This is a genomic window from Pseudohaliea sp., assembly GCF_054552115.1.
This window is the reverse complement of record NZ_JBTOLW010000017.1, coordinates 38630-51475: the sequence shown is the minus strand read 5'-3', so window position 1 is coordinate 51475 and position 12846 is coordinate 38630. Positions and strand designations below refer to the sequence as shown.

General features: G+C 71.2%; 12 protein-coding genes. 4 read left to right on the top strand and 8 right to left on the bottom strand.

Features of this window, described 5'->3' with window-relative positions:
- The first annotated feature begins 99 nt into the window (after positions 1 to 99).
- Positions 100 to 744, top strand: a complete 645-nt coding sequence (gene crp, locus ACX93N_RS09870; RefSeq protein WP_459428248.1) for a cAMP-activated global transcriptional regulator CRP — start codon at positions 100 to 102, stop codon at positions 742 to 744.
- Positions 745 to 816: 72 nt separating this feature from the next.
- On the opposite strand, the gene trpC is transcribed toward crp, so the two are convergent.
- The 7 genes from trpC to ACX93N_RS09835 are packed head-to-tail and all read right to left on the bottom strand — an operon-like array spanning position 817 to position 7162.
- Entirely contained in the window at positions 817 to 1620 is an 804-nt protein-coding gene (gene trpC, locus ACX93N_RS09865; protein WP_459428247.1) for an indole-3-glycerol phosphate synthase TrpC, read from the bottom strand.
- Positions 1617 to 2651, bottom strand: a complete 1035-nt coding sequence (gene trpD, locus ACX93N_RS09860) for an anthranilate phosphoribosyltransferase (RefSeq protein WP_459428246.1) — start codon at positions 2649 to 2651, stop codon at positions 1617 to 1619. Before trpD ends, trpC begins: the two co-directional genes overlap by 4 nt.
- Positions 2648 to 3259, bottom strand: a complete 612-nt coding sequence (locus ACX93N_RS09855) for an anthranilate synthase component II (protein ID WP_459428245.1) — start codon at positions 3257 to 3259, stop codon at positions 2648 to 2650. Before ACX93N_RS09855 ends, trpD begins: the two co-directional genes overlap by 4 nt.
- Positions 3256 to 4746 (bottom strand): anthranilate synthase component I, encoded by a 1491-nt coding sequence (trpE, locus tag ACX93N_RS09850; protein ID WP_459428244.1) that lies wholly within the window; start codon positions 4744 to 4746, stop codon positions 3256 to 3258. Before trpE ends, ACX93N_RS09855 begins: the two co-directional genes overlap by 4 nt.
- On the bottom strand, positions 4746 to 5417 hold the full coding sequence (rpe, locus tag ACX93N_RS09845; protein WP_459428243.1) for a ribulose-phosphate 3-epimerase: 672 nt from the start codon (positions 5415 to 5417) through the stop codon (positions 4746 to 4748). The genes trpE and rpe overlap by 1 nt, the downstream gene beginning before the upstream one ends.
- A gap of 30 nt (positions 5418 to 5447) precedes the next feature.
- Positions 5448 to 6164, bottom strand: a complete 717-nt coding sequence (murU, locus tag ACX93N_RS09840) for an N-acetylmuramate alpha-1-phosphate uridylyltransferase MurU (protein WP_459428242.1) — start codon at positions 6162 to 6164, stop codon at positions 5448 to 5450.
- Positions 6149 to 7162 (bottom strand): aminoglycoside phosphotransferase family protein, encoded by a 1014-nt coding sequence (locus ACX93N_RS09835; RefSeq protein ID WP_459428241.1) that lies wholly within the window; start codon positions 7160 to 7162, stop codon positions 6149 to 6151. The genes murU and ACX93N_RS09835 overlap by 16 nt, the downstream gene beginning before the upstream one ends.
- Before the next feature lie 124 nt (positions 7163 to 7286).
- Between ACX93N_RS09835 and ACX93N_RS09830 the strand changes: the two genes are divergently transcribed.
- The 3 genes from ACX93N_RS09830 to pdxA are packed head-to-tail and all read left to right on the top strand — an operon-like array spanning position 7287 to position 12076.
- Positions 7287 to 9707, top strand: a complete 2421-nt coding sequence (locus tag ACX93N_RS09830; protein ID WP_459428240.1) for an LPS-assembly protein LptD — start codon at positions 7287 to 7289, stop codon at positions 9705 to 9707.
- Complete coding sequence (locus ACX93N_RS09825; protein WP_459428239.1) at positions 9704 to 11062, top strand: peptidylprolyl isomerase; 1359 nt, start codon at positions 9704 to 9706, stop codon at positions 11060 to 11062. Before ACX93N_RS09830 ends, ACX93N_RS09825 begins: the two co-directional genes overlap by 4 nt.
- Before the next feature lie 15 nt (positions 11063 to 11077).
- On the top strand, positions 11078 to 12076 hold the full coding sequence (pdxA, locus tag ACX93N_RS09820; protein ID WP_459428238.1) for a 4-hydroxythreonine-4-phosphate dehydrogenase PdxA: 999 nt from the start codon (positions 11078 to 11080) through the stop codon (positions 12074 to 12076).
- Here the strand turns inward: pdxA and ACX93N_RS09815 are convergent.
- Positions 12073 to 12819 carry a YdcF family protein gene (locus ACX93N_RS09815; RefSeq protein ID WP_459428237.1) on the bottom strand — a complete coding sequence of 249 codons (747 nt, stop codon included), beginning with the start codon at positions 12817 to 12819 and terminating at the stop codon, positions 12073 to 12075. The two genes, pdxA and ACX93N_RS09815, sit on opposite strands and share 4 nt — an antisense overlap.
- Positions 12820 to 12846: the final 27 nt, after the last annotated feature.

The following is a 12846-nucleotide window of genomic DNA, read 5'->3' as shown; positions in this document are numbered from 1 at the left end:
CCCGCCTGCCGTTCTCTCAAAGCGCGAAGCATAACCGGATTTTAACTGCGCCCGCGATGCAGTATTCTTGCGTCCACCGCAGAACAACAAGGGGCCGCTGTGGTCAGGCCGCAGGTCAAGCAAAGTCTACCGAGCGTCGAGAGCTTCCTCCGCCACTTCGAGCAACGCGAGTACCCGGCCAGGACGGTGATCCTGGCCGCCGGCGAGAGCAGCCAGAGCCTGTTCCTGATCCTCGACGGCTCCGTCTCGGTGATCGTGCAGGACGACGACGACGAGGACCACAAGATGGTCGTGAGCTACCTGAACCCGGGGGACTTCTTCGGGGAGATGGGGCTTTTCGAACAGGACGAACCGGAGCGCAGCGCCTTCGTCGAGGCGCGCACGGCCTGCACCGTGGCCGAGATCAGCTACGAGCGCTTCCGGCAGATCCGCGACAGCTACCCGGAAATCCTCTTCGGCATCGCCCAGCAGCTGGCCACGCGGCTGCGCCGCACCACCCTCAAGCTCCGCGACCTCGCCTTCGTGGACGTCTCCGGGCGCATCGCGCACACGCTGCTCGACCTCGCCCAGCAGCCGGACGCCATGACCCACCCGGACGGCATGCAGATCCGCATTACCCGCCAGGAGCTCGGCAAGATCGCCGGCTGCTCCCGGGAGATGGCCGGACGCGTGCTCAAGGCCCTGGCCGAAAGCGGGCTGATCTGGGTCTCCGGCAAGACCATCGTGGTCTACGGGACGCGCTAGCTAGCGCGGGCCCGCGCCGGCGGCGCTCCCGGGCGCCCCCCGGGCACTCTCCAGGCGCTCCTCAGACGCTCCTCAGGCAAAGAGCTCGCGGAGTTTCTCGCCCGGCTCCCCGGCACGCATAAACGCCTCACCGACGAGGAACGCATTGACGCCACCGGCGCGCATGCGGGCGACGTCTTCCCGGCTGTGGATTGCGCTCTCGGTCACGACGGTGCGGCCCGCGGGAACGCCGGGCAGCAGGTCGAAGGTGGTTTCCAGGGTGCACGAGAAGTCGTGCAGGTTGCGGTTGTTGATGCCGATGAGCGGCGACGGCACCGCGAGCGCGCGCTCGAGTTCCGCCCGGTCGTGCACCTCCACCAGCACGTCGCAGCCCACCTCTGCCGCGCAGGCCGCAAGCTCGGCCAGCTGCGCGTCGCCGAGCGCCGCGACGATGAGCAGCACGGCGTCGGCACCGAGGGCCCGGGCCTCGACCACCTGGTACGGGTCCACGGTGAAATCCTTGCGCAGCACCGGCAGCGCGCAGGCGGCGCGGGCCGCCTGCAGGTAGCCGTCCGCGCCCTGGAAGAAGTCCACGTCCGTGAGCACCGACAGGCAGGTGGCGCCGCCCGCCTCATAGCTCGCGGCAATGGCCGCGGGATCGAAGTGCTCGCGGATCACGCCCTTGCTCGGCGACGCCTTCTTCACCTCGGCGATGACCGCGCTGCCGGGGCCGGCCGCGGCGTTCGCCACCGCGGCGGCAAAGCCCCGGGCCGGCGGCTGCGCACGCGCGTCCTCCGCCAGCTGCGCGAGCGGGCGCTGCGCGCGCCGCTCGGCCACCTCCTCGGCCTTGCGGGCGAGGATGCGTTTCAGGACCGTGGGCAGGCCGTCGTCGCTCACGCGCCCTCCTCGGCCATGAGCCGGGTGAAGTCGATGAAGGCTTTCAGCTTCTCCGCCGCCTGCCCCGTGGCGACGAGGTCCTCCGCCAGGCGCACGCCGTCAGCCAGGGAACCCGCGATAGCGGCCACGTAGAGCGTGGCGCCGGCGTTCAGCGCGATGAGCGCCGCCGCGTCGTCGTGCTCACCGGCGAGCGCCGCGCGGATCAGCCGGGCGGAGGCATCGGCACTGTCTACCGTGAGTCCGTCGAGCGGGCGGCGCTCGATGCCGAGTTCCTCCGGCGTCACCGTGTAGCAGCGCACCGCGCCGGCGCGCAGCTCCGCCACCTGCGTGGGCGCGGCGAGGGAGAGCTCGTCGAGGCCGTCCTCGCCGTGGACCACCAGCGCGTGCTCGCTGCCGAGCTCGCCGAGGGCCTTGGCAAGCGGCTCGCAGAGGGCGCCGTCGAACACACCGAGCACCTGCCGGCGCACCCCCGCGGGGTTGGTCAGCGGGCCCAGCACATTGAACAGCGTGCGCATGCCCAGCTCCCGGCGCGGCCCGATGGCGTGGCGCATGGCGCTGTGGTGCGCCGGCGCAAACATGAAGCCGACACCGACCTCGGCGATGGCGCGGGCGATCTGCGAAGGGCTGAGGTCCAGGGGTACGCCGAGGGTCTCGAGCACGTCGGAACTGCCGCTGGTGCTGGAAACGGAACGGTTGCCGTGCTTCGCCACGCGGGCGCCGCCGGCGGCGGCGACGAAGGTCGCGGCGGTGGAGACGTTGAACAGGTTGGCGCCGTCGCCGCCGGTACCCACGAGGTCCACGAGGTCGAGGTTCCCGGGCACCGTCACCGGGGTGGCGAGCTCGCGCATCACCCGCGCCGCCGCGGCGATCTCCTCGATGGTCTCGCCCTTGGCGCGCAGGCCGAGGAGCAGCGCGCCGATCTGCGCGTCCGTGGCGCCGCCGGTCATCACCGTGCGCATGACCTCGGCCATGGAGTGGCCGTCGAGATCGCGCCCTTCGGCGAGGACCGCCAGTGCATCCTTGAGGCTCATGACGCGTCGCTCCCGCTATCAGCTGGAAAACTGCCCCGCAGGAAGTTGTCGAGCAGGTCGTGGCCGTGCTCCGTGAGAATGGATTCGGGGTGGAACTGCACCCCCTCCACCGCCAGCTCCCGGTGCCGCAGGCCCATGATCTCGTCGGGTGCTCCGTCGTCCGTCTCTGTCCAGGCGGTGACCTCGAGGCAGTCCGGCAGGCTGTCCCGGGCGACCACCAGGCTGTGGTAACGGGTGGCCGTGCAGGGCGACGGCAGGCCGCGGAAGACGCCCTCGCCGCGGTGGTGGATCGGCGAGGTCTTGCCGTGCATCACGCGCCGTGCGCGCACCACCTCGCCGCCGAAGACCTGGCCGATACACTGGTGGCCGAGGCAGATGCCGAGGAGCGGCACGCGGCCGGCAAAGGCCTCCACCAGCGCCATGGAAATCCCGGCCTCGTTCGGCGTGCAGGGCCCCGGGGAAAGCACGATGCGCTCCGGGGCCAGCGCCTCCACGCCGGCGACGTCGATCTCGTCGTTGCGGCGCACCTCGACCTCGGCACCGAGCTCACCGAGGTACTGCACCACGTTGAAAGTGAAGGAGTCGTAATTGTCGATCATGAGGATCACGGCGATCCCTCCCCGCCGTCCGCCATGGCCGCGGCCCGGAGCACGGCGCGGGCCTTGTTCACCGTCTCCTGCCATTCGAGGCTCGGCACCGAGTCGGCCACGATGCCGGCGCCGGCCTGCACGTGCAGCTCGCCATCCTTGACCACGGCGGTGCGGATGGCGATAGCCGTATCCATGTCGCCGCCCCAGGAGAGATAGCCCACGGCGCCGCCGTAGACACCGCGCTTGACCGGCTCGAGCTCGTCGATGATCTCCATGGCGCGGATCTTCGGCGCACCGCTCAGGGTGCCGGCGGGGAGCGTCGCGCGCAGCACGTCCACGGCACTGCGCGGGCCGGCGAGGCGGCCAGTGACATTGGAGACGATGTGCATCACGTGCGAGTAACGCTCGATGACCATCCTGTCCGTGAGCTGCACACTGCCCGTCTCGGCAATGCGGCCGACATCGTTGCGGCCGAGGTCGATGAGCATGAGGTGCTCGGCGATCTCCTTCGGATCGGCGAGCAGTTCCTCGGCGAGCGCCGCGTCCTCGGCATCGTCCCGGCCGCGGTGGCGGGTGCCGGCGATGGGCCGCACGGTGACCATGCCGTCCTCGAGGCGGGCGAGGATCTCCGGCGAGGAGCCGACGATCTGGAAGTCCTCCAGGTCGAGGAAATAGAGGTAGGGCGAGGGGTTCAGGTTGCGCAGGGCGCGGTAGAGGTTCAGCGGCGGCGCCGCGAAGGGCACGCTGATGCGCCGCGCCGGCACCACCTGCATCACGTCGCCGGCGAGCACGTACTCGCGCACGCGCTCCACCGCCGCCTCGTAGGCCGCCTGGTCCATGCTCGTGCGGGCGCTGTCCTCGAGGCCCGTCTCGGTGCGCGCGGCGAGATCCACCGCCGGCAGCGGCGCGGCCGGTTGGCGCAGCTGCCCGGCCAGCGCCGCCAGGCGCGCCTCGCCGGCGGCCAGGGCCTCCTCCGCGGCCGGGTCAACGTTGACGATAAGCTTGAGGGTGCCGGCCAGGTTGTCGAAGACCAGCACCTCGTCGGAGACCATGAGCAGGATGTCCGGCGTGCCCAGCGTGTCCGGCGGACAGCTGTCCGCCAGCCGCTCCTCGACGTAGCGCACCGTATCGTAGCCGAAGTAGCCGACAAGGCCGCCGTGGAACACGGGCAGGTCCTCGGCGGGGGCGGCCCGGTAGCGCGCCTGGAAGGCTTCCACCCAGGCCAGCGGGTCCGCCACCGTCTCGCTGGCGGCGAGCTCACCGCCCTCCCAGGTCTCCACCAGCTGGCCGTAGACCTTGACCAGCGTGTGACAGGGCAGGCCGATGATCGAGTATCGGCCCCATTTCTCCCCGCCCTGCACGGACTCGAAAAGGTAGGAGTAGGGCCCGCCGGCGAGCTTGCGGTAGGTACTTACCGGCGTTTCCTGGTCCGCCAGCACCTCGAGGCTGACCGGGATGCGGTTGTAGCCCTCGGCCGCGAGTGCCTGGAACGCCGCCGGGGTCATCAGGCCGGGGCGGCGAGCGCCGCGCGCAGGTCGCCGATCACCGCCGCATAGTCGGGCTGGTTGAAGATCGCCGAGCCGGCGACGAAGGTGTCGGCGCCGGCGGCGGCGATCTCGCCGATGTTCTTCGGGCCCACGCCGCCGTCGATCTCGAGGCGGATGTCGCGGCCCGAGGCGTCGATGCGCCGGCGCGCCTCGCGCAGCTTGTCCAGCGTCGCCGGGATGAAGGACTGGCCGCCGAAGCCAGGGTTCACGGACATGAGCAGCACGACATCGACCTTGTCCATGACGTAGTCGAGGGCGTCGAGGCCGAGGTGGGGGTTGAACACCAGCCCGGCCTTGCAGCCGGCGTCGCGGATCAGCTGAAGCGTGCGATCGACGTGGGTCACGGCGTCCGGGTGGAAGGTGATCCAGCTGGCGCCGGCCTCGGCGAAATCGCCGATGAGCCGGTCCACGGGGCTGACCATCAGGTGCACGTCGATGGGCGCGGTGACCCCGTGCTTCCGGAGCGCCTTGCACACCATGGGCCCGATGGTGAGGTTGGGCACGTAGTGGTTGTCCATCACGTCGAAGTGGACCACGTCCGCGCCGGCGGCGAGCACGTTATCCACCTCCTCGCCGAGGCGGGCGAAATCCGCCGACAGGATGGACGGCGCGATGAGGTAATCGGGCATGGGAGCCTCCAGCGGGTCTGGACGCGGATTCTAGCGTTTTGCGTCCCCGGGCACACCCTCCGCGCTGAGCGCCGCGTCCAGCGCCGCCAGCCGCTCCGGCGTGCCCACGTCGACCCAGCGCCCGCGGTGGCGTTCACCGCCGAGGCGCCCGGCCGCCATGGCCGCCTCGAAGAGCGGGCGCAGGGGCCGGGAACCCGGCGCGAGACCCGCGAAAAAGGCCGGGTGATAGAGCGCGGTGCCGGTGAAGGTCAGCGTGGCCTCACCGCTCGCCGGCTCGGCGACCCGGCCGCCGCGCAGGGCGAAGTCGCCGCCGGGGTGATGGGCGGGGTTCTCCGCCAGGAGCAGGTGCGCGCCGGCCGGCACCAGCGCCGCGGCCCGCGCGGCGAGCGCCGGCACGTCGTAATCCATGAACACGTCGCCGTTCACCACCAGGAAGGGCGCGTCGCCGAGGAGCGGCAGCGCCTGCACGATGCCGCCGGCGGTCTCCAGCGGCGCCGGCTCCCGCGAATAGCGGATCGACAGGCCCCAGCGGCTGCCGTCGCCGCCGAAAGCCTCGATCTGTTCGCCGAGCCAGGAGACGTTGATAACCACTTCCCGGACACCGCCCGCCGCGAGACGCTCGAGGTGATACTCGAGCAGCAGTTTGCCGCCGACGGCGAGCAGGGGCTTGGGCGTCTCGAGAGTCAACGGGCGCATGCGCTCGCCGCGCCCGGCGGCGAGGATCATCGCCCTCACGGCGCGCGCCACCAGGACTGCGCCGGCAGCCGGGGCGCGACCACCGCGTCGAGCCAGGCTGCAAAGGCGGCCAGCGAGGGCTCCCCGGGGTGTGCCGCGAGCACATCGCGCACGTAGCCGTAGACCCGGGGCAGGTCACCGAGGTAGCCGTCCTTGCCGTCGCGGAGCCAGAGCCGGGCGAAGATGCCGAGCACCTTCAGGTGCCGCTGCAGGCCCATGAGGTCGAAAGCCAGCAGGAAGCCGTCGGCGTCCGGCAGGCCCGCCAGCCCGCGCGCCGCCAGCTCGCCGTGGAACGCCCGCGCCCAGCGGTAAACCTCGTCGTCGGGCCAGCGGCAGTAGCAGTCGCGGAGCAGGGAGACGAGGTCGTAGGTCACCGGGCCGCAGAGGGCGTCCTGGAAGTCGATGGTCGCGAGGCCCCCGCCGGTGATGAGCAGGTTGCGGCTGTGGTAATCGCGGTGCACGGGCACCCGGGGCTGGGCCGCCGCAGCGGCCAGGAGGCGTGCGCAGAGGTCGTCGAAGCACCTCGACGCGGCCGCAGCAGGGGGGAGCCCCAGGAGCTGCCCACAGAACCAGTGAGGGAAGAGGTCCAGCTCCGCCTGCAGCGCCGCATCGTCGTAGGGTGGCAGGTCGCCACAGGGTGCCGTGGCGAGGGCGAGGAGCGGGGCCATCGCCTGACGGTACCAGCCGTCGACGCTGGCGTGATCGAGCGCGGGCAGGAGCAGCGCGTCGCCGAGATCCTCAAGGAGCAGATAGCCTCGCCGGAGATCGGCGCCGAGCAGCCCGGGGACGCGCACGCCGGCGGCGGCGAACTGCTCGCGCACGGCGAGGAACTCGGTGTTCTTCTCGGTGGCCGGGGGCGCCACGCAGGCGACCGCCGTACCGCCGTCCCAGCGCAGCCGGAAATAACGGCGGAAGCTGGCATCGCCGGCCAGGGGAGCGAGGACCGCAGCGGGGGTACCGGGCAGCTGCGCCCGGCACCAGGGAAGGAGGTCGTCCGGGGGCGCGGTCACGGGCCCGGCACCGGCGCAAAGACCCCACGGCGGGAACGGACAAGTGGCAGGCGATGCTTTATCATCCCCGGCAAGCAGGCCCCCCGTCTTCTTCCACCGCTCAAAGGCTCATACCCGAAACCCCATGATCCCGGCCCCAGCGAAGCACACGCTCCTGCGCGCGGCGGTTGCCGCGCTGCTGCTCGCGGCGGCGCTCCCGGGGCGAGCGCAGGATAGCAACGGGGAGCGCTGCGCGGCCAGCGGCGGCTGTGGGGAGGCGCGCCTCGAGGTCGAGGTCGTCGAGCCGGGCGCGGACCTCGACTGGGTCCCCATCGAGGACGTGCCGCCGGCGCTCCGGGACCGCAGCTGCCGGCTCTGCGGCGGCCGCTACATCGACCCCAAGGCGGACCTCGCCGGCGGCAAGGACCCGGAGCAGGCCGACATCGAGGCCACCGCCGCGCGCAGCGAGCTCCGGGGAAACCAGATCCGCCTCGAGGGCGGGGTGGAGGTCACCCAGGGCTACCGGGACCTCGCCAGCGACCGGGCCGACTACGACCGGGTCAGCGAGACCGGCAACGTCGAGGGCAACATCGTGCTGCGCGAGCCGGGTCTGCTGCTGCGCGGCAGCCGCGGGGAATTCTACTCGCGCACCGGCGAGGCCCAGCTCGAGGACGGAGTCTTCGTTCTCCATGAGAAACACATGCGCGGCGAGGCAAGGCTTCTCTCCCGGGATGCGGAGGCCCTGATCCGCGTGGAGGACGGCGCGCTGACCTACTGCGCGCCCGGCGACCGGGACTGGTACCTGCGCAGCCGGCAGATGACCCTGGACCTCGACAGGGGTGTGGGCGTGGCCCGCGGGGCCACCCTCTCCGCCGCCGGGGTGCCCTTCTTCTGGACCCCCTGGCTGAGCTTCCCCCTGGACGACCGGCGGCGCACGGGCTTTCTGTTCCCCACCCTCGGCAACGACAGCCGCGGCGGCATCGACGTGGCCACGCCCTTCTACTGGAACGCCGCCCCGAACTACGACTTCCTGTACACACCGCGCTACATCCAGGAACGGGGGCTGAACCACGAGCTGCAGGCGCGCTACCTCGATCCGGCGCGCGGCCAGTGGCTCATCGGCGGCGCCTTCCTGCCGGGCGACGAGCAGTACGAGGAGGATTTCCCGGCGGACGACAACCCGGACCGCTGGCTCGGGCAGATCCGCCACACGGGTCTCTACGGGCAGCGCTGGCGCTCGCGCATCGACTACACGCGGGTAAGCGACGTCGCCTACATCCGCGACCTCGAGACCTCCAACCTGGAGACCCGCCGCGAGGTGAACCTGCTGCAGCTCGCCTCCCTCGACTACCTCGGCGACGACTGGCTCGTGAACATGGAGCTGCAGCAGTTCCAGTCCCTGGCCGACGACATACGCGAGGACTACAAGAAGCTGCCGCAGCTGACTGTACAGCGCCGCAGCGACCGCGAGCCCTTCCGCCTGGAGCCCGTGTTCCTCGCGCAGTACAGCAATTTCGACAGCGCCGGGGACCGGGTGACCGGCCAGCGCCTGTACGCGGAGGCCGGCGTGACCTACCCCATGCTCTGGGAGTACGGTTTCCTGCGCAGCACGGCCAAGTACCGCTACCTCGACTACCGCCTCGACGACCCGCTGGCGCCGGACCGGGAAAACCCCGGCGCGGGCTCGGCCCTGGCGAGCCTCGACGGTGGCCTCTACTTCGAGCGGGCCTTCAACTTCGCGGACAAGGACCTGGTGCAGACGCTCGAACCCCGACTCTACTACCTCTACTCCAGCTACGAGGACCAGCGCGACCACCCGGACTTCGACAGCGCCGAGCTCACCTTCAACTACAACCAGCTGTTCCGGGACACGCGCTTCTCCGGCCGGGACCGCCTCGACGATGCCAACCAGCTCGCCATCGGCGTGACCACGCGCTTCCTGAGCCGGGAGACCGGCACGGAACTGCTGAACGCGAGCCTCGGCCAGATCGTCTACTTCGACAACCGCAAGGTGCGCCTGACACCCACGGCTCCGGAACTGGACCGCACGGAGTCGGAGATCGCCGGCGAACTGAACTTCTATCCCACGCGCCGTCTAAACCTGCGGGCGACGGTGCAGTACGACCCGTCGACGGAGAAGGTGAACGCCGGCAACCTGTTCAGCAGCTACGAGCGCGAGGACGGTGCGCTGTTCAACGTGGGCTACACCTACCGGCGCCCCATCAACCTGGTGGGCACGCAGCCGACCACGGACCAGGCGCATGTTTCCGCCTACTACCCGGTGAGCCGCAACTGGCGCCTCTTCGGCGCCTGGAACTACAGCCTCGAGGCCGATGAGAGCGTGGAAGACATGGTGGGCATCGAGTACGATAACTGCTGCTGGAAAATACGCCTTCTGCACCTGCGCTACTTCGATACCGCGCGTGGCATCGTTCCCGATTTCGATTCGCCGAACCTGGACCGCGAGCGGGCCGTCCAGGTGCAAGTCGTGCTCAAGGGCCTCGGCGGGCTCGGCACGGAGGTGGAGCAATTGATGACCGACATGATCCGGGGGTTCCGACCGTGACAGCACTCAGCCATACCCTGCGCGCCCTGGCCGCGGCCCGGGGCTTCATAAGAGCCTTCATCAGGGCCTTCATCGGGGCCTTCATCAAGGTCTTCGCCTGCGCCGGCCTGCTGGCAGCACTGCTCCCGGCAACGGCCGCTGCGGAAACGGAAATGCTCGACCAGGTCGTGGCCATCGTCGACGACGACGTCATCATGGCCAGCGAGCTGCGCGAGCGCCTGGAAACCGTCACCAACAACCTCGAGGCCCGGGGCATGGACGTGCCGCCGGAGGACGTGCTGATCAGCGAGACCCTGGACCGGCTGATCCTCGACAGCATCCAGCTGCAGATGGGCGAGCGCTATGGCGTGCGCATTCCCGACGCCCAGCTCGACGCCGCCATGCAGCGCGTGGCCGCGCAGAACGGCCTCTCGCTGGACCAGTTCCGCGTGGCGCTGGAGCAACAGGGGCAGTCCTACCGCGCGATGCGCGACAAGATTCGCCGGGAAATGGTCATCCAGCGGGTGCAGATGGGCAACGTCAACCAGCGCATCGAGCTCTCGGAGCAGGAAGTGAAGAACTTCATGGCCACGGAGGAGGGCCAGAAGCTGATCCAGCCCGAGTACCGCATCGTCCACGCCCTGATTCCCGTCTCCGAGGGCGCGCCGAACGCGGAGGCCGAGGCTGCCCGGGAGGAGGCGGAGGCCCTGGCGGCCCGCATCCAGGGGGGCGAGGGCTTCCAGACCGTCATCAGCGAGGCGAGCGAGCGGGTGCCCATGACCGGCGGCGACCTCGGCTGGCGCAAGCTCGATGACCTGCCGTCGCTGTTCCAGGACGTCGCCCCCGGGCTGTCGCCGGGCGAACTCGCCGACGTCTTCCGCTCCCCGAGCGGCTTCCACCTCGTCTACCTGGCCGATGCGCGCGGCACCGGCGGCCAGACCGTGGCCCAGACCCAGGCCCGGCACATCCTAGTCAAGCCCTCGGAGATCCTCACCGACGACGAGGCCCGCGAACTCGCGGCGGAACTCAAGGCGCGGATCCAGGCCGGCGAGGACTTCGGCGCCCTGGCCCGGGAGTACTCCGAGGACATCGGCACCGCCGCCGAGGGCGGCGACCTCGGCTGGAGCAATCCGGGGCAGATGGTGCCGGCCTTCGAGAACACCATGGCGTCCACGCCCATCGGCGAGATCTCGGACCCGGTGCGCACGGAGTTCGGCTGGCACATCATCGAGGTGCTGGACCGGCGCGAGAAGGACATGACCCGGGAGATGCAGGTGGCCCGCGCGACGGAATTCCTGCACCAGCGCAAGTACGACGAGGAACTGGACGCCTGGCTGCGCAAGATCCGCGATGAGGCCTTCGTCGACATCAAGTAAGCGCGGCGGCGCCGCATGAGCGTGCCGCGGCTGGCCCTCACCGCCGGGGAGCCGGCGGGCATCGGGCCGGAGCTCCTGCTGGCCCTCGCGCGCGAGCCCTTCCCTGCGGAACTGGTCGCCATCGGCGACCGCGACCTGCTGGCCGCCCGGGCCGGGGCCGTACCCGGCGCCGGACCGGTCTCACTGGAAGCCTTCGACCCGGCCGCGGCGCCGGCACCGCACAGGCCCGGCCACCTGCCGGTCCTGCACGTGCCCCTCGCCCGGCCGGCGGCGCCCGGGCGCCTGGACGCGGGCAATGCGGCCGCGGTCCTCGCCACCCTCGATGCGGCGGTGGACGGCTGCCGCGACGGGCGCTTCGCCGCCATGGTCACCGCGCCGGTGCAGAAGAGCATCATCGCCGATGCCGGCTTCGCCTTCAGCGGCCACACCGAGTACCTGGCCGCGCGCTGTGGCGTGGAACGGGTGGTCATGCTGCTCGTCGCGGGTACGCTGCGCGTCGCCCTGGCCACCACGCACCTGCCGCTCGCGGCGGTGCCCGGGGCCATCACCCGGGAGATGCTGGCGGAGACACTCAGGATCCTGCATCGCGACCTGCGGGCGCGCTTCGCCATCGACCGGCCGCGGATCGCGGTCCTCGGCCTGAACCCCCACGCCGGCGAGGGCGGCCACCTGGGGCGGGAGGAAATCGACGTGATCATCCCGGTGCTGGACACTCTGCGGGCCGAGGGCCTGGACCTGGCCGGTCCCCTGCCTGCGGACACCGCCTTCACGCCGCACGCGCTGGCCGGCGTGGACGCGGTGCTGGCCATGTACCACGACCAGGGCCTGCCGGTGCTCAAGCACGCCGGCTTCGGCGAAGCCGTCAATGTGACCCTCGGCCTGCCCATCGTGCGCACGAGCGTCGACCACGGCACGGCGCTGGACCTGGCCGGAACGGGAACGGCGGACGCGGGGAGCCTGCGGGCGGCCGTGCGCCTGGCGGTGACGCTCACCGCCTCGAGGGCCGACCGCTAGCGCCCTGTCCGGTAGCCGGCGATCTCCTTGAGGGCACGCCCCGCCCCGTCCAGCGCCTCCGCGTCCGGCAGCCAGTCCACAGCGGTGAAACGGTCCCGGGCTTCGTGGTCCGTCGCCGCCGGGATAACGTCGAGCCCCTGCGCCTCGAAGCGGGCCAGGGCGCGCCGCATGTGCAGGGCCGAGGTGACCAGCAGGATCCGGTCAATGCCGCGCTCCCGGAGCAGCCGGGCAGTGAAGGCCGCATTTTGGCGCGTGTTGCGGCTTTCCTCTTCCAGCAGGATGGCATCGGCCGGCACAGCGAGGGCCAGCAACAGCTCCCGGGTGACCGCCGCCTCGCTGCGGGCACTGAGCCCGGGGCTGGCACCGCCGCTCAGGAGCAGGCGGGCGACCCGGCCCGCGTGGTAGAGCTCGGCCGCGTAAAGTACCCGGTCCGCCGCCGCGTTGAGGTTGGCGGGACCGTGCCGCGTGCCCGGCGGGTCGATGCCGCCGCCGAGCACCACCGCCACCGGTGCCCGCGGCGCGTCCAGCGGCGCCCGGTAGGGATAATCATCCTCGAGCATGCCGCGCAGGGCGTGGCTCACCGGCGCCAGGGACCAGGTGAACAGCCAGGCGAAGGCCAGCACCCCGGCAAGCCCGGCGAGGCGACGCCGGCGGGCCGCGGCGAGCAGCAGGGCGACGGCCGCCAGGGCCAGGGACGTTCCCAGCGGGGCGAGCAGTGCGATGGCCAGCTTGTCGATCCACATGGCCCGGGGATTCTGCCATGGGGCCCG